This window comes from Synechococcus sp. Nb3U1, assembly GCF_021533835.1.
In the GTDB taxonomy this organism is placed as follows: domain Bacteria; phylum Cyanobacteriota; class Cyanobacteriia; order Thermostichales; family Thermostichaceae; genus Thermostichus.
Genome location: NZ_JAKFYQ010000001.1, coordinates 1,393,099 through 1,411,354 on the forward strand (window position 1 = coordinate 1,393,099; position 18,256 = coordinate 1,411,354).

The following is an 18,256-nucleotide window of genomic DNA, read 5'->3' on the forward strand; positions in this document are numbered from 1 at the left end:
AGCAACCCCTACCCCAAAACGCCCGACAGAGTCACCCCCAAACCCGGTTGGTCGGTAGGTACTAAACGGCCATTATGCAGGATGGCCCCGGAAAAGGGATCATCCACCAGATTGAGATGGCTATCCAAATCCAGGTAGTCCACCCAAGGAGCCAGATGGGCCGCTGCCGTATTGCCCAAGGCCGTGTTGCTATAACAGCCCAGCATCACCTGCAAGCCGTGGGATTTGGCAGTGTGGATCATGCGCAGAGCTTCGCTGAGGCCACCACATTTCATTAGCTTGATGTTGATCCCATGCACTCGATCCGTGAGACCAGGAATATCACCACTGTCAAAACAGCTCTCATCCACAAAGATCGGCAGCTTCGACTCATGCCAGAGAGTGATCAACCCCGCCTCCCGTCCCCTGTCCAAAGGCTGCTCCAGATAGCTCACCCCCTGCCCCGCCAGCCAGTTGCTCATGCTCAGGCTCTGTTCCACCGTCCAAGCACCATTGGCATCCACCGTAATCAGGGATCCCAGCGGGATCACCTCCTGTACCGCGATCAGCATATTTTGATCCGCCATCAACCCCAGCTCGCTGCCCAGCTTGATTTTGAAAGCCTGAGTTTGAGTCTCTTTCATCCAGGCCAAGGCCCGTTCCTGGGCTTCCTGCGGTGAAGCAATACCGATCGTCATCGTGGTGGGTTTAATGCGGCCCAGATCCAAACCCCACAACCGCCACAACGGGATCCCCAACCGTTTGCCCATCCAATCGTGCAAAGCCATATCCACCGCCGCCCGTGCTGCCGAAGGGATCCCTTCCTGCACCAGTCGCGCTTCAATCTGCTGGCGATCCCAAGCAGAATAGCGCCGCAACAGCCCCTTGGCCACTTCCAGCCCCGTCAAAATATCTTCCAAAGACTGGTGATAGTCGTCGCTGACCGAAAAAGGACAAGCCTCCCCCCAGCCCTCCACGCCCTCCTGCTCAATCCTCACCCAGGCCAGAGAGGTATCCGTGTGGGTGCCCCGACTGATGGTGAGGGCATAGCGCTTGTGAACGGTGAAGGTTTCGACATAAACCTGCATAGCAGTGAATCCTGACGAGCTGGGCTACCCACCCCCCTGAGCTTAGCCTGGTTCCCCAACCCCCAGAGCCAACCCAGCTCCAAACCTGAAAAAAATGATCCGTTCCCTTACCCACCGTCTATGGTGGGATCCAGATCCATCCTCCCTTCGTCGCCTGCCCCGCATGAATACCGCCGAACTCCTAATCCGCTGCCTTGAAAACGAGGGGGTAGAGTACATCTTTGGCCTGCCCGGCGAAGAAAACCTGGAGGTGCTGCAAGCCCTGCGCCACTCCTCCATACAATTCATCACCACCCGCCACGAGCAGGGGGCCGCCTTTATGGCGGATGTCTATGGTCGATTGACGGGCAAAGCGGGGGTATGCCTATCCACCCTAGGGCCGGGCGCGACCAATCTCATGACCGGGGTAGCTGACGCCAACTTAGATGGAGCGCCGCTTGTGGCCATTACCGGACAGGTGGGCACCGATCGCATGCACATCGAGTCCCATCAATACCTGGATTTGGTGGCCATGTTCGAGCCCGTCACCAAGTGGAACGCCCAGATTGTCCGCCCCAGCATCACCCCTGAGATCGTGCGTAAAGCCTTCAAGCTGGCCCAAACCGAAAAACCTGGCGCCGTCCACATCGACCTGCCGGAAAACATCGCCGCCATGGAAGCCAGCGGGATCCCCTTGGGCAAAGATCGCCTCGAGAAAACCTACGCCTCCTTTCAAAGCCTGAACGAAGCCGCCTCCTTGATCTCCCGAGCCCATAACCCCCTGATCCTGGCGGGCAACGGTGCCATTCGTGCCCAAGCCAGCGATGCCCTGACAGAATTTGCCACACGCCTGAATATCCCCGTGGCTAATACCTTCATGGGCAAAGGAGTGATCCCCTATACCCATCCCCTTTCCCTCTGGGCCGTCGGCCTACAACAACGGGATCTAATCAGCTGCGGCTTCGACAAAACCGACCTGGTCATCGCCGTCGGCTACGACCTGATCGAATACTCCCCCAAAAAATGGAACCCCGATGGCAGCATCCCCATTGTCCACATCGCCGCTCTACGAGCGGAAATTGACAGCAGCTACATTCCCCAAGTAGAAGTGATTGGCGATATCTCCGACTCTCTGCTAGAACTGCTGCGCCGCTCCGATCGCGCTGGCAAACCGGATCCCTACGGCATCAGCCTGCGGGAAAACATCCACCGCGAATACCTCCGCTACGCCCAAGATCAGAGCTACCCGATCAAGCCCCAGAAGCTGATCTACGACCTGCGCCAAGTATTGCGGCCAGAGGATATCGTCATTTCGGATGTCGGGGCTCACAAAATGTGGATGGCCCGCCTCTACCACTGCGACAAACCCAATACTTGTCTTATCTCCAACGGTTTTGCCGCCATGGGCATCGCTATTCCAGGGGCCTTGGCCGCCAAGCTGGTGCATCCCGAGCGCCGTATCGTGGCCGTCACAGGGGATGGCGGATTCATGATGAACTGCCAAGAACTGGAAACCGCCCTGAGAGTGGGCACCCCCTTCGTCACCTTGATTTTTAACGATGGCGGCTATGGGCTGATCGAATGGAAGCAGCACAACCAATACGGCGAGGCAGCTTTTATCAAGTTTGGCAATCCAGACTTCGTTAAGCTAGCAGAGAGCATGGGCCTGAAGGGCTACCGAGTCGAATCAACCGGCGAACTGATCCCCACCCTCAAGCAGGCTCTAGATCAACCCGTCCCCAGCCTCATCGACTGCCCCGTCGACTACAGCGAGAATCTCTACTTCAGTCAACGCTCCCAAGCCTTGGTTTGCGAGATTTAAGGCTCAACTGGGGCATAGTAAGCCCAGGATTGACCCCATCCAGGGAGTGGAGGCTTACGTACCCTTACCATTGACCCCTGTAGCCCAGTGCAGTCAAATAGAAACATCATTGGTGGCCTAGCAGCATGAATGACTTTCCTCCTTCCTTGAGTACCCGCCGCAGCACCGCTGCCAGCAAAGCCCTGGCCATCGCCAACGCCAGCATCACCCCCTTTGGCCGCAAATTAAAAGAATTAGGCTTGGCCAACGATGCCCAAATTCAAGAAATTCAAAAGGCTTTTAAGGGGGAGCGAGACGGCAACGGCAAAGCTCTTGCTCTGATTGTCAAAGACATTGTTGGCAAGGAGATCACCCCAGATCTTGAGCGCGCTTACAAACGGCAGCAACTGTTTGAGTTGAAGGTGATTTATGGGATCCCTTCCCTCGACTTGGATTTGGATCAGGTGGAAATATCAGAAATTACCCCCCTGATTGATTCGATCTTGCCCCTGGATATTTGTAACCGCTACAAGTTTTTGCCCATCCGCCAGGAAGACAACCAGGTGCTGGTGGCGATGGTGAAGCCAGATAACCTCCAGGCTCTAGACGACATTCACCGTCGTTTCCGCATTCAAGGATTGAAACTGCAGCGGCGAGTGTTCACGCAGCGGGATTTTGATACCTTGATCAACCGCTACATGGATGTCCAGGCAGATCTGCTGGCCATCAAGGGGATCAACGACGTTGCGGCCATTCAGTCAGAAGAAGAGGTCGTTGTCAACACCGCCGAGATCGACCTGGATAGCATCGAAGATATTGCCATCGATGAGGCCAGCGAGGGATCCCTGGAGCAGCAGGTCAAATCTGCCGACGATGCCCCGATCATCAAACTGGCCAACCAAATTCTGATTAAAGCCCTGCAAGAAGGGGTTTCCGACATCCACATCGAGCCTCAAGAAGAGTACCTGCGGGTTCGTTTCCGCAAAGATGGAGTGTTGCGCCAAGCCTTTGAGCAGTTCCCCAAAAAGATTGTTCCCGCCCTCACCGCTCGCTTCAAAATCATCTCCAACCTGAATATTGCCGAGCGGCGTATGCCCCAGGATGGACGGATTCGCCGCGTATTCAAGGGCCGCAAAGTGGACTTCCGGGTCAGCACCCTGCCCTCCCGCTACGGCGAAAAGATCGTGATGCGGATCCTGGACAACTCCGCCACGCAACTGGGCTTAGATAAATTGATTACAGATCCAGAAACCCTTGACAGCTTCAAAGAGATCGTCAAGCGGCCCTTTGGCTTGATCCTGGTCACTGGGCCAACCGGATCTGGAAAAACCACCTCTCTCTATTCGGCTCTATCCGAAGTTAACGATCCGGGCATCAACATCAGCACCGCCGAAGATCCGATTGAATACTCCCTGCCGGGGATCACCCAGGTGCAGGTGATCCGAGAAAAAGGGATGGACTTTGCCCTGATCCTCAGAGCCTTCCTGCGACAGGATCCCGATGTGATTCTGGTGGGGGAAACCCGCGACCACGAAACCGCCAAAACCGCCATCGAAGCCTCTCTGACCGGTCACCTGGTGTTGACGACCCTGCACACCAACGATGCCCCTGGAGCCATCGCCCGTCTCACAGAAATGGGGATCGAGCCCTTTATGATCTCCAGCTCGTTGCTAGGGGTGCTAGCGCAGCGTTTGATGCGCCGGGTTTGCAGCAACTGTCGGATCCCGTACCATCCCAGCCCAGAAGAATTGGCTCGCTACGGCCTCACTTTGACTGGCGATGGCGAACAGCTCACCTTCTACAAAGCCAACAAACTCTCCCCCAAAGAGGTGGAACAGCACAAGGCCTCCGGCAAGCCAATCTGCGAAAAATGTGGGGGAGTGGGCTATAAAGGCCGGGTTGGTGTTTATGAATTCATGCGCATGAACGATCGCATTGCCGAGTTGATCAATAAAGAAGCTCCCACCGAGGTCATTAAAGAAGCGGCGGTGGAAACTGGCATGAAGACTCTGCTGGCCTACAGCTTAATGCTGGTGAAACAGGGCCATACTACTTTAGAGGAAGTCGACCGGGTCACCCTCACCGACAAGGGCTTAGAAAGCGAACTGAAGGCTCGTGCCAAAGCCCTCAATACCTGTCGTAACTGTGGGGCTGCCCTGCACATCGACTGGATGGATTGTCCCTACTGTCTAACGCCGAAGTTTTAGGAAATCTGCTGGATGCTTGACGATGCTGAGGTGTCGACTATAACAGTCCTATACGGTTGCTCCTTTGTCACGCCGCCATTGTTTCCCTTTTGATTGCCGGATCCACTCATTTTTGGAGACCCCGACCCTATGCAATTGATGATCGAAGACTTGATGGAAGCCGTCGTCCAGAAGGGCGGCTCCGACATTCACATTTCGGTGGGTCTGCCCCCCTACTTTCGTGTCAATGGTCACCTGGAACCGACAGAACATGACCCCCTCTCGGCGGAGGAAGTGCAGCGGTTGGTCTTCAGCATGCTCAACAATACCCAGCGCAAGCACCTGGAGCAAAACTGGGAATTGGACTGTTCCTACGGGGTGCGAGGGATAGGCCGTTTTCGGGTCAATGTTTACCGAGATCGCGGCACCTATGCCTGTGCCATGCGCGCCCTCGCCGCGGAGATCCCCCACATCGACAAACTGGGGCTACCGGACATTTGTAAGGAGATGGCTCGTTTGCCACGGGGGTTGGTGCTGGTGACTGGCCCCACCGGCTCCGGTAAATCCACCACCCTGGCCTCGATGCTGGACATGATCAACCGTGAGCGAGCCGAGCACATCCTCACCATTGAAGATCCGATCGAGTACATCTACACCCCCATCCGCAGCATCGTTCACCAACGGCAGTTGGGGGAAGACACCAAGAGTTTTGCCAACGCTCTCAAGGCGGCGATGCGGGAGGATCCCGATGTTATTTTGATCGGGGAAATGCGGGATCTGGAAACCATTCAGTTGGCCATCACCGCTGCCGAGACCGGCCACCTCTGCTTTGCCACCGTTCACACCAGCTCTGCAGCCCAAACCGTTGACCGCTTGGTGGATGTGTTTCCACCCGAGCAACAACAACAGATTCGGGTGCAGTTGTCCAACTCCTTGCGAGCGGTGTTTACCCAAACCTTGGCCCGCCGCCACAACCCCAAACCGGGAGAGCCAGGGCGGGTGCTGGTGCAGGAGATCATGATCGTGACTCCTGCTATCGCCAACCTGATTCGGGAGGGGAAAACCGCCCAGATCTACTCCGCCATTCAAACGGGTGGTAAGCAGGGCATGAAAACCCTAGAGCGGGATCTCGCGGATCTTTACTTGGAGGGCAAGATCGACTTCGATACCGCCATGTCCAAGACTTCTCGTGCCGAAGAACTACAGCGGCTTTTGGGCAATACCGCTGGGGCGCCATCCGCTGCTGGAGCGGCGGCTCAACAACGGCCTGCCGCAGTTGCTGCCCGTCGCTAAACCGCGACTTGGGGATCCCTGGATGAGGGTTCATCACAGATCTCTAGCCAGTCTCTAGCGAGAGAACCAATTTGTGGCTAAGCTCTAGCTGAGAGAGCACAATGGGTCACAGGTTTGGGTTTGAATATCAAGCCAAGGGATCCCACTCAGTTACATCGAATGATCTATTCAGGGGTGAAGCCATGCCTCGCTTTAAGGTTCGGGGGTTACAAGCCGGTCAACCTGTACGCAGAACGGTGGTGGCCAACAACTTAACAGAAGCCCGCTCACGGCTGCGTCAGGAAGGCATTTTCGCCAAGCCCGAGGATATTCAAGAAGAGAAACCTCTCATTTCCTTTGACAAATCCTCCTTCGACCTGTCGATGATGGGATCCATCGATACCCGCGACAAGGCCGTGTTTTCCCGACAATTTGCCGCCTTGATCAACTCTGGGGTGTCGATGGTGCGCTCCCTGACGATTATGGAGGAGCAGACTGGCAACCCCAAACTCAAGAAATACCTGAAAGCAGTTCGTTCTGACGTGGAGGCAGGGAAGAACCTTTCCGATTCCATTCGCCCTTTCCCAGATGCCTTTGATGGCCTCTACTGCAGCATGGTGCAGGCGGGAGAAGTGGGCGGTGTGCTGGACGAGGTGCTGAATCGTCTGGCCAAGCTGCTGGAGGACATGGATCGTCTGCAGAAGCAGATCAAGTCCGCCATGACCTATCCGGTGGTGGTGACGATTTTGGCGACCCTGATTTTCTTGGGGATGGTTCTTTTTATTCTGCCGACCTTTGAAAGCATCTACAACGACTTGGGGGGGAGCTACCCGCCTTTACCCAGTTTTTTATCAACATCAGCAAGTTTTTGCGCACCCCCCAGTACAGCCTAGGATTGGTAGGCTTTTTGGTGGCCTTGTTTTTTGCCTATCAGCGCTTTTATCGCACGCCGGCTGGCAAAGAGACCATTGATGCGATTGCTCTGAAGCTCCCCATTTTTGGAGATCTAATCCAAAAGTCTTCCGTGGCTCGTTTTTGCCGCACCTTCGGCGCGCTGACCCGCTCTGGCGTACCGGTGCTCACCTCTTTGGAGATTGTGCGGGATACCTCCGGCAACCAGGTGGTGGCCAACGCCATCGATGGATCCCGGCAGGCGATTTCTGAAGGGGGACAGATCGCCCCAGCCCTAGACAAAGCAAAAGTTTTCCCGATCATGGCAGTGCAGATGATCAGCGTCGGTGAAGAAACCGGTGAGCTGGATGCCATGTTGATGAAGACGGCGGATTTCTACGAGTTAGAGGTGGAAGAAGCCGTGCGCGCCCTTACCAGCTTGATCGAGCCCCTGATGATCGTGGTGTTGGGGGGTATGGTGGGCTGCATTATCGTGGCCATGTACCTGCCGATGTTCGGGGTGTTTGATCTGGTGAAATAGACTCAGCTCGAGCGGTTGCCCAGTTGGGATCCAGATTCTGATCCAGATCCATAGCTTGTATTAGAAAGCCATCTGCTAGGGCAGTATGGGATCAACTAAGGGGAGGGATCCGATGCTGCGGCGATGGTTGGTGGCCCTGGTGATGTTCCTGGGGTTGGGCTTGGCGGTTTTGCTCTCGGAACAACCGACGGGATCCCTGGTGGGCAGCGTAGAACTACCGGCGGGATCCCCTCCAGGGGGGGTACAGGTAATTGCTTCTGGCCCAGTCAGTCGCAGCCTCCGTCTGACGGAAAGCGGATCGTATCAGCTAGATCGATTGCCCCTCGGCCAATACCAAGTAACTGTGCAAGGGGCGGGTTTGGAAACGTTGCGCAGTGAAGTGGCAGCTCAAGTGCGAGAAGGGGCAACAGCGCGGATCCCGACCCTACAGCCTCGACTTTTGCCCCCCAGCCTCAATCTCTACAGCACCAGCCAGGTCTTTACCTCCGCAGAAAAAGTCCAACTTCAGATGCGGGCCACCAGCTTGCGCTCCGTACAGGTTCAGCTCTATCGCTTTTCTCTGAAGGATGTGCAGGGATCGCCGCTGTTGGGTGATTTAGCCAACTCGGGTTATGGCTCCCTAAACCCTGCTCTACAGCCTCTTTTGCGGCAAGAACGGATCCGCAGCTGGCAGCAACCTCTCCGGCAGGAGCCCGAAGGATGGATCACCCAAACCCTGGATTTAGGGATCCTACCCCCTGGCGCCTACTGGGTAGAAGCCGAGGGACAGGAGAGCCTCGATACGTTCAGTTCCCTACCCCGTTCCGACCATTGGTTTTTGGTCAGTGACCTGGGATTAATCCAAAAGAAAACCACCACCGAACTTGTGGTGCAAGCGGTTCATTTACGGGAGTTGCGGCCTCTGGCCGGGATCCAATTGCGAGTTATCCCGTGGGAATGGGAAGAGGATCCCTTGACGGCCACCACTGATGCGGATGGGTTGGCCAGATTCACGTTGCCTGTAAAAGACAACCCTTCGGTGATGATCTATGCACAGGGATCCGACCCTAACCTGCAATCGTTGTCCATCAGCCATGCCTATGGCTGGAACCAGGGCGAGCGCCTTTACACCTACACCGACCGCCCCCTCTACCGGCCTGGCCAAACGGTCTATTTCCGAGCCCTAGTCCGGGATCAAACCACCCTCACCCCTCCCCCCGTCGGTAGTCGCGTCAGCCTCTCTATTACTGCCCCCAATGGGGATCCCCTCAGCGAGCAGACCTTGACCACCAGCGCCTTTGGTAGCGTTCACGGGAAATTTCAATTGCCGGAAGAAACTCCGTTAGGCAGTTATGGCCTCGATTGGCAAGTCTTGGGCTCGGAGGGGAGCAGCCGCGAATACACCTCCTTTCAGGTGGAAGCCTACCGCAAGCCCGAGTTTGAAGTGACGGTTTTGCCTTCCCACCCTTGGTTGGTACGGGGGGGATCCCTGACGGTACAGACCGAGGCAGAGTATCTATTTGGCGGGCCCGTGGCCAATGCTCAGCTGCACTACCGGGTTTACAGCAGCCCCGATTGGAGCCTGCGCTACGGCTTGTTGCCCCGCTCTGAGGCCGAAGACTTTTTTGCCAGCGACATCGGAGAGGAGGAAGGGTACTACGGTGGTTACGGTCGGCTAGTAGCCGAAGGGGACAGCTTCACCGATGCCAAGGGTAGAGCTGAATTTCGTCTCCACCGGCTTTTACAAGATCTGAACTGGCAGGAAGACAGCTACTGGGGCAGCCAGGAGGTGCAACAGCTGCGCATCGAGGTGGAGGTAACGGATATTAGCCGCCGTGTCGTCACGGGATCCGCTCGCGCCTGGGTAACTGCCGCCCATTTTGCCCTTTTTTCGGAAGCGGATCGCCACCTGCCCGCCCCCGGAGAATCAGTTACCTATCGCTTGCAAGCCCGTGATTACAATGGTAAACCGGTGAGCACCACCGGGGAAATGAGCCTGGAACGCTGGCGTTGGGATCCCCGCAGCAGCACTTACCAACGGCAGAACACCCTACTGCGACAGACCTTTCGGGTTGCCGATGGAGAAGGCAGCGTCACGGTCAACTTGCCCACCGACCTAGAACCCGGAGACTATCGGGTGCGATTTACGGCACAAGATCCCCAACGGTATCCGGTGCAAGACATCTCCTACCTCTGGGTGGTACAGCCAGGTAGCCCGCTACAGAGTTGGGGATCCACCCAAAGCCTGGAGGTGATCCCGGATCGGCAGGTGTATCAGGTGGGAGAAGAAGCCCAACTGTTGATCGTCTCGCCGGTGCCAAATGTATCTGTTTTGGTGGGCATTGAGGGATCCCGATTGCATCAGGTGCAGGTGCTGCAATTACAGGGGCATACCGCCACCCTCACCCTACCGCTCACAGGCGACTATCGCCCCAACATCTACGCCACCGCTACCGTCATCGGCCCCGAACGGCAGCTGTACCAAAACGAAACCATTCTGCGGGTATCCCCGCTGGATCGCTTCTTGCAGGTGGAGTTACAAACAGACAAACCCAGCTATCAACCCGGGGAAACTGCCCAGATCCAAATCCGCACCCGCGATGCCCAAGGCCAGCCCGTCAGCGCTGAAGTCAGCCTGGGCATTGTGGACAGCGCCATCTACCTCCTCAGGCCGGATCGCACCCCGGATATTCGCCGCTTCTTTTACGGACGCCTCTACAACCAGGTCACCACCACCACCTCTTTTCCGCAGCAATACCCCGGCGGGGCCGATAAACTGGCCAATCAGATCCGGCAGGACTTCCAAGACACCGCCGCTTGGTTCCCCGCTCTGGTCACAGATGCCAACGGTCTTGCCCAAGTGCAGGTGCGCTGGCCGGACAACCTCACCACCTGGCGCCTCACCGCCCGTGCCGCCACCCCCGACACCCAAGTCGGATCCGCCCTCAGCAGCGTCTTGGTCAGCAAAGATCTGTTGGTTCGCCTCGTCACCCCCCGCTTTTTCCGAGTGGGTGATCGCCTCACCTTGGCAGCCATCGTGCAAAACCGTACCGACCAAGCGCAACGGGTGGAGGTACGACTGGAAGTGCCGGGAAACTTGCAGCTCCAGGGCGATCCTCGCCAACGGCTCACAGTCGCCGCCCAGGGAGCAGAACGGGTGGAATGGCCAGTGCAGGTGCTAGGGGCCGGAGACACCACGGTGCGGGTCTGGGCGGAGGGGAGCACCCTCCAAGATGCGCTACAACTGCAGATCCCCAGCCAGCCCTTCGGGGCCTTGCACCGGTTCTCCCAATCAGGACAACTTCAAGGAGCGAATACCCTCAATTTGCGTCTGGAGTGGCCGCCCACCTGGGTAGCCGGATCCCGCAATGCTCGTCTAGAATTGGCCTCCAGCCCGCTGGCTGACCTACTGGGGCCGCTGGATTACCTGGTAGAGTTCCCCTACGGCTGTACCGAACAAACCCTGAGCCGCTTTTTGCCTGCCCTTGCCGTCAACCAAGCCACCCAGCAATTGGGCCTCAGCCTGGGTTCTCAAACCCTGGAGCGGTTGCCGAAGGTTTTACGGGCGGGGTTGCAGCGCCTAGAGGGATCCCAAAACTTCGATGGCGGTTGGGGCTGGTGGGCCTACGATACCAGCAATCCCTACCTGACCAGCTACATCTTGCAGGGGTATCATCTCGCCCAGGCCGCCGGGTATGTTCCCAGTCGCGTCAGCGGGACGGAGTCCTTAGACTGGCAGGTGCAACGGGGGCTCACCTACCTAACCGAACAACTGGCCCAAGCGCAAGCCCTATCGCCAGATATGCAAGCCTTCGTCGCCTATGGCCTTGCCCTCTGGGATCCCTGGCTACTGGAGCCTGTCGTGCCAGCGAATAGTAGCCCCTCTCTTCTGACAGCCCCTCTAGAGCAGCTCTCCACCTTTGGGCTTGCCTATCGGGGCCTAAGTGCCATCCAACTGGGACAAACCTCTCTGGCCCAGGCTGCGCTGGAGCAAGCTCTGCAACGTTATCAGGCGGATCCTCAGGGCCGCTGGTTCATTCCCCAAGCCAATGCCCGCACTGTTCAGGAGCGCTCCAGCTACCAGGACATGGAGGTAGCGGGGCCTTTGTTACAGTTGGCCACGCAGCTGCAAGATCCCCGTGCTTCAGAAATTGCGACAGCCATTCTCCAGCAGCGTCAAAATAACCGTTGGAGCACCACCAAAGCCACCGCCGATGCCCTGCTCGGCCTCACCGCTTATTACCAGGCCCAGCTCCGGCAAACCCCCGGTCCAGGGGAAATCTTGGTTTTAAATGGAGCAACAGAATCCCCAGTAGGTCGTTGGCAGCCCAGCGCGGAGAATCTTCGCCAGACGATCGAGCTTGGGGAGGCTGACGTGGAGAACCTACGCAACCTCCGCCTGGAAAAATCTGGCTCTGGCCCCCTCTACTACAGCCTGACGGGAGAAGCCTTTACCCCCACTCCTGAAGGGCCGCAAAGCCAGGGTTTCACCGTGACCCGCAGCTACTTCCGCCTGCAACCCCAGCGCCAGTCGAATGGGCAAATTCTTTACCGCGAACGACCCCTACCAGCGGGCGACTCTGTGCAAACAGGAGAAATGCTCTTGGGTCGGCTCACGGTTGCAGCAGAACAGGATAGCCATTACGTGCTGATCGAGGATCCCTTGCCCAGTGGAGCAGAGATTACCTCTCAGGATCCGCGACTGCTCACCGGCTCCACGCCGGAATACTGGTGGAATTGGTTTTGGACCCACCAAGAAAATCGCGAGGATCGGGTCGCCTTCTTCAGCACCTTCCTGGAGCAAGGGAGCCACGAATTTGTCTACCTCTTCCGTCCCGAAATTCCCGGTCAATTCCAAGTTTCACCGGCTGTGGCCGAGGAGATGTACGATCCCAGCCGCTACGGACAGAGCGCCAGCGCCTCCTTGAGTGTGGTTCCCTAACCCTCCACCCTCTCGCTGCCAAACTGCAACACTTCGTCAAAGTTCGCAAGGCTTCTAGAGAGCTATGGTAGGATGCCTGCTGTCAATCAGACAGATCGCATTTGCATCGAGGAGAGAGCTTTGAGCCTGAGAGTTGCTGTCGTGGGAGGCGGGCCAGCCGGATCTTCTGCTGCTGAAGTTCTAGCCCGAGCCGGTATTGAGACCTACTTATTTGAACGCAAGCTGGACAATGCCAAGCCCTGTGGAGGTGCCATCCCCCTCTGCATGGTCTCGGAGTTTGGCCTTCCCCCCGAGATCATCGACCGCAAAGTGCGCAAAATGAAAATGATCTCCCCCTCCAACTACGAAGTGGATATCAATTTGGATAATGAAAACGAATATATCGGCATGTGCCGCCGCGAGATTTTAGATGGCTTCCTGCGCAACCGCGCCCACGAGAAAGGGGCCGAACTGATCAACGGCAAAGTGATGCATCTGGAGATCCCGAAAAATGGCCGGGATCCCTACGTTTTGCACTACAACGATTTTTCCGATGGCTCCAAACAGGGTTTGCCCCGCTCTTTGGCCGTCGATTTGGTGATTGGTGCCGATGGCTTTCACTCCAAAGTAGCGGAAGCCATCGATGCTGGCGACTACAACTACGCCCTGGCCTTTCAGGAGCGCATCAAAATCCCCGATGACAAAATGGCCTACTACGAAGACCGGGCGGAAATGTATGTGGGGGATGACGTTTCCACTGACTTTTATGCTTGGGTATTTCCCAAATCCAATCATGTGGCTGTAGGTACCGGCACCATGAAGGTGAATCAAGCGGATATCCAAAAGCTGCAGGCCGGGATCCGGGCTCGCGCTGCCGAACGGATTCGGGGAGGTCAGGTGATCAAAGTGGAAGCCCATCCGATTCCAGAACATCCGCGCCCACGCCGGGTAGTGGGTCGAGCTGCCTTGGTGGGGGATGCGGCGGGCTACGTCACCAAATCCAGTGGGGAAGGGATCTACTTTGCCGCCAAGTCGGGCCGCATGTGCGCCGAAACCATCGTGGAAGTCTCCAACAATGGAGTACACCTCCCCAGCGAAAACGACCTGAAACTGTATCTCAAGCGTTGGGATCGCCAGTACGGCATGACCTACAAAGTGCTGGACATTTTGCAGCGGGTGTTTTACCGCTCCAATGCCACCCGTGAAGCCTTTGTGGAAATGTGTTCCGACAAAGATGTGCAGAAGATGACCTTTGATAGTTATCTCTACAAAACGGTGGTGCCCATGAACCCTTGGGTGCAATTGAAAATCACGGCCAAAACCTTGGGCAGCCTGATTCGAGGCAATGCTCTAGCACCTTAAGCTCAAACCCTTCTCTTGACAAAACTCGGCAGAGGATCCCAACCATTCTTGGATCGGGATCCCCTAATTTATTTGCCTGTTGATTATTTATTTAGAAAGAAAAAAACTAACGTGGCAAGCCTTTATCTCAACAAAGCTGCCCCCCAACCAAATAAACCATCCACCAGCAACGTGTTCAAAACCGCTCCCGCAAAAGCCCAGTGATGTAACCGCCGGGATCCCTGAATCATCCACAGGCCGACCCCGAGCAGCAGCAAGCCCAAGCCCATTCCCCAGACCAGTCCCAACGGAGTTGCCATCTTATCTAGAGCGGCCACGAAGGGAATAACCGCCTGATCCAACCGGTCGAACTGCATCGCCTGTCGCCACTCCGGCAGCAACCCCACCGAATGGATGTAGAGATCTGTGATCGCCGTGCCCCAGAGGGATCCCAGATAAAACCAGGTGCCAATTCGGGCAAACCGTTGCCGTGCCCCCCACCCCACAATCGGGATCCCCAGGGCTTCTATGGGCATGTGCCAAAGGGGCTCAAAGCGCAGCCAACCCCAGTACAGGGATCCCGCCAGCCAGGTTAGGGTAAAGCCGTAGAGCAAATCGCCCCAGATACGGGTACGCGACTGCGAGTAGAGGTGCAAACTGAGACCCAGCCAGCCCAAAGACAACACCAAACTCACCCAAGGGGCATACCGCACCAGGGGCGCCTGTAGAAAAACCGGCAGGCTCACCAACAGAGCAGCCATTCCCCCCATGACATAGGCGGTCTTGAAGCGCTTTTCGAAATTGAGAGAGCGAGAATCCATCCCCGCTAGGTTCTGGGACTGGAGCAAAGGCTCATCCCGGAACGGCGGCAAAAAAGGTGTGGAAGACAAAATGCAATATTAAAAACCTTTACATCAGTTAACATAGCATCTTCTCTGCCCTTGCCTGTCCTTTGGTTTGTCCTTTGTTGGATGTGTTGGATGGCCAATCTCGATTCTTGGGATCCCCGCACAACCTGGAGCTGAGATTGGCATTCCACCCCTAAGGATGTCAGGGTGGGAGCGAATGCACTGGCCAGAGAGAGGAGGTAAAGAATATGGGCTTGCTTTTGGCAGGAGACATTGGCGGCACCAAGACCAGCCTCAGCCTTGTCGATGCCAAAACCCCAGAGCATAGCCTGTGGCGCTGCCGCTATCCCAGCCAAAACTATCCCAGCCTGACCCCGATTGTGCAGGAGTTTTTGGCGCAAGCTCAGCAGGAGCTGGGTCGAGCTCCACAGCCGGCGGCCGCTTGCTTTGCCATTGCTGGGCCGGTGGTGGAGCAGAGGGCCAAGGTCACCAACCTACCCTGGAACCTACAAGCCAGTCAGTTGGAAGCAGAACTGGGGATCCCCCATGTGGCCTTGATCAACGACTTCAGCGCTGTGGGCTATGGGGTGCTCACCCTAAAAGACAAAGACCTGGACACCCTACAAGCAGGCGAACGACAACCGCAGGCACCCATCGGTGTCATTGGGGCAGGTACTGGGTTGGGGCAGGCATACCTCACCTGGGGAGAAGGCTGCTACCAGGTTCACCCCAGTGAAGGAGGACATGTGGATTTTTCGCCGCGAACCCCTTTGGAGTGGGAGTTATTGATGTATCTGCAAAAACGGCACGGGCGCATCTCCACCGAGCGGGTGGTCTCAGGGCAGGGGATTGTTGCGATCTATCAGTTTTTGCGGGATAGTAACTGGGGCCAAGGAGAGGAGCAGTTGCTATCCCAAATTAAAGCCTGGGAAAAAGGCGCTGAATCTATCGACCCAGCGGCTCAGATCGCCAATGCAGCCATGGAAGCACGGGATCCCCTGGCGGTGGAATGTTTACGGCTGTTTATCAGTCTCTACGGAGCCACGGTCGGAAATTTTGCCCTGCAACTGTTGCCACGGGGGGGGCTGTTCATCGCCGGAGGGATTGCCCCCAAGCTCTTGCGCCTGTTGCACCAGGGGGAGTTTTTGCCCTCATTTTTGGATAAGGGTCGGATGCGACCCCTGTTAGAGCAGCTATCGGTGCAGGTGGTGGTGAATGCGCAGGTAGGACTCATGGGAGCGGCTGCCTATGCCTCTACTCTCTAGAACAGTCTCTAGAACAGAAAACCTAGACAAGAAAATCTCAAATAACCCCTGGGATCGGATCCCTTGGGTTGACTGTTACACCAGATACGGAATGGCGAATCTGTCTCCTCTACGATGCTGTCAGGCTCTCCGGGCAAGCCTTTGAGCAACTCAATCCCAAAAAGCCTGCACAATATGGTTCAGGTTTGAGCCTTCAGTCAAGGTTGACTCACAGGAAAGTGCCATGCTGGTTACCCAACAGCCTGTCCTCAAGCGCTTCTGGTATCCTGTGATGCCGATGTCGCTTCTGCAAGATGGGTCGCAGTCTTTTACCCTGTTGGGGCAGCCCTTGGTGTTGTGGCTGCAGGAGGGGGGCAAACCCGCGGCAGTGGAAGATCGCTGTTGTCATCGCTCGGCACAGCTTTCGAAAGGAATTGTGTGTGATGGCCATATCCGCTGCCCCTACCACGGCTGGGAATTTGACGGTTCCGGTGCCTGCGTGAAGGTGCCCCAGCTCACCGAAGACTTCATCCCCCGCACCTACAAGGTTTCCGGGTTTCAGTGCCAAGAGCGCTACGGCTATGCTTGGGTGGCTTTGGCGGATCCCTTGCTGCCCATTCCGGAAATTCCGGAAGCAGCGGATCCCGGCTATCGCTACATTCATGAGTTTTACGAGCCTTGGGCCTGTAGCGGGCTGCGCTTCATGGAAAACTCCTTCGACAGCGCCCATCCCCACTTTGTTCATGGCCATGGCAAAACCCATGGGGATCAATCCAACCCGGTGCCGCCGCCTCTGGACGAGGTTACTGAGTTGGAGGATGGCCTGCTGGTACGCCATTGGATGGAAGTGCTCAACCCCGAGATGCAGAAAAAGAACCTAAACATGGAAGCAGAGAAGACCATCCGAACCAATGTGCGTCGTTGGTATATGCCCTTCACCCGCACCCTCAAGATCCACTATCCCAACGGCCTCTACCACCTGATTTTCTCGGCAGCTACCCCCATCGACGATGGCCACAGCCAGTTGGTGCAGTTTGTCTATCGCAACGACACAGAAGAACAGGCCAAAGCCGCCGATATCATCGCCTACGACCGCCAAGTGACTGAAGAAGACCGCGAAGTCCTGGAAACCACCGACTACGATACGCCCCTCGATATTCAAGCCGAACAGCACATGGCTTCTGATAAACCTGGGATCCTGATGCGACGTAAATTGGCAGCCCTGTTGAAGGCGCACGGAGAAATTGAACAACGACGCGCCCTTGTTTGAACAAGGAGATCCCTTTGGCCCTTACGGTTCCTGGCTCCGAGAATGGGGATCCCTTCTTGATCCCGATCCTCACTTTCTGAGGGGCTGCCCGGTTACGGCTCCCTTGAATGATTTAATGATCCCTAATAATCCCTGAAATGATCCCTGACGAACGCCCCTAGCGCCCCTGCTCCAACAGGGTATGGATAGCCGTCACACACACTTCCGTGACCCGCTGTAACTCCCCCTTATCACTGGAGGCAGGAGGTGGAATCAGCTCACCAATTCGCACACTGATCGGACACAACAGCCGTGGCAGCTTGGATCCCTTGGGCAGTACCTTCTCAGTTCCCCAAAGGGCTACAGGCAACAAAGGGGTTTGGGTTCGAGCCGCAATCAAAGCCGCACCCAAGTGAGGATGGGGTATGCGCCCATCGGGAGCACGGGTGCCATTCAAAAAGATTCCCACCGCCCACCCCTGAGCCAACGCGGTTTCCGTAGCCCGCAACGCGCTGCGATCCGAGCCACCTCGTTTCACCGGATAAGCCCCATACAGCCGAATCGCCTGCTTCAAAACCGGAACCTGAAATAATTCCTCCTTGGCCATAAAGGCCACCGGGCGACGTACCGCATTAGACAGCAACGGCGGATCAAAGTGGCTGGCATGGTTGCTGACGATAATCAGGGATCCTTGGCGAGGCACCGTGTTCTGCCCATAGGTACGCCCCAAGTACAGCCCACGAAACAGAGGGTTGACCACCAACCACTTCAGCAGCCAGTAAGCTAACCAATCGCGGCGACAATAGCCAGTTTGGGAATCCAAGTCGAGCGGTGACTCCAGTAACAACACCCTTTCTGAGTGTAGTGCCGAAGGGTCTCCTCAAAGCCCATCCCTACGTCCGCCTCCCCCTACTCCTTCCCGTATCATCCTGGGCTC

10 protein-coding genes and 1 pseudogene are annotated in these 18,256 nt (G+C 56.6%); 8 read left to right on the forward strand and 3 right to left on the reverse strand.

Annotated elements, in window-relative coordinates:
* Window positions 1-8 precede the first annotated feature (8 nt).
* Window positions 9-1,067, reverse strand: coding sequence for a dipeptide epimerase (locus tag L1047_RS06420; RefSeq protein WP_235278061.1), 1,059 nt, complete (start codon window positions 1,065-1,067; stop codon window positions 9-11).
* Window positions 1,068-1,230: 163 nt separating this feature from the next.
* Between L1047_RS06420 and L1047_RS06425 the strand changes: the two genes are divergently transcribed.
* The 6 genes and pseudogenes from L1047_RS06425 to chlP all read left to right on the forward strand — a co-directional run bounded on the left by L1047_RS06425 (window position 1,231) and on the right by chlP (window position 13,999).
* Window positions 1,231-2,868, forward strand: a complete 1,638-nt coding sequence (locus L1047_RS06425; RefSeq protein WP_235278878.1) for an acetolactate synthase large subunit — start codon at window positions 1,231-1,233, stop codon at window positions 2,866-2,868.
* A gap of 125 nt (window positions 2,869-2,993) precedes the next feature.
* On the forward strand, window positions 2,994-5,054 hold the full coding sequence (locus tag L1047_RS06430; RefSeq protein ID WP_235278062.1) for a GspE/PulE family protein: 2,061 nt from the start codon (window positions 2,994-2,996) through the stop codon (window positions 5,052-5,054).
* 129 nt (window positions 5,055-5,183) lie between these two features.
* Entirely contained in the window at window positions 5,184-6,326 is a 1,143-nt protein-coding gene (locus tag L1047_RS06435; RefSeq protein WP_235278063.1) for a type IV pilus twitching motility protein PilT, read from the forward strand.
* A 182-nt stretch (window positions 6,327-6,508) separates the two neighbouring features.
* Window positions 6,509-7,737, forward strand: a pseudogene (locus tag L1047_RS16740) (type II secretion system F family protein).
* A gap of 112 nt (window positions 7,738-7,849) precedes the next feature.
* Window positions 7,850-12,658, forward strand: coding sequence for an alpha-2-macroglobulin family protein (locus L1047_RS06445; protein WP_235278064.1), 4,809 nt, complete (start codon window positions 7,850-7,852; stop codon window positions 12,656-12,658).
* Window positions 12,659-12,778: 120 nt separating this feature from the next.
* Entirely contained in the window at window positions 12,779-13,999 is a 1,221-nt protein-coding gene (chlP, locus tag L1047_RS06450) for a geranylgeranyl reductase (protein WP_235278879.1), read from the forward strand.
* A 122-nt stretch (window positions 14,000-14,121) separates the two neighbouring features.
* Here chlP and L1047_RS06455 read toward each other — a convergent pair whose 3' ends face one another.
* On the reverse strand, window positions 14,122-14,868 hold the full coding sequence (locus tag L1047_RS06455; protein ID WP_235278065.1) for a DUF3120 domain-containing protein: 747 nt from the start codon (window positions 14,866-14,868) through the stop codon (window positions 14,122-14,124).
* Window positions 14,869-15,074: 206 nt separating this feature from the next.
* On the opposite strand from L1047_RS06455, the gene L1047_RS06460 reads away from it, so the two are divergent.
* Entirely contained in the window at window positions 15,075-16,091 is a 1,017-nt protein-coding gene (locus L1047_RS06460) for a glucokinase (protein ID WP_235278067.1), read from the forward strand.
* A 223-nt stretch (window positions 16,092-16,314) separates the two neighbouring features.
* A complete protein-coding gene (locus L1047_RS06465; RefSeq protein ID WP_235278068.1) occupies window positions 16,315-17,340 on the forward strand; it encodes an aromatic ring-hydroxylating dioxygenase subunit alpha in 1,026 nt (341 codons plus the stop codon).
* A gap of 157 nt (window positions 17,341-17,497) precedes the next feature.
* On the opposite strand, the gene L1047_RS06470 is transcribed toward L1047_RS06465, so the two are convergent.
* Window positions 17,498-18,142: a lysophospholipid acyltransferase family protein gene (locus L1047_RS06470; RefSeq protein WP_235278070.1), complete on the reverse strand. Its 645-nt coding sequence runs from the start codon at window positions 18,140-18,142 to the stop codon at window positions 17,498-17,500.
* Window positions 18,143-18,256: the final 114 nt, after the last annotated feature.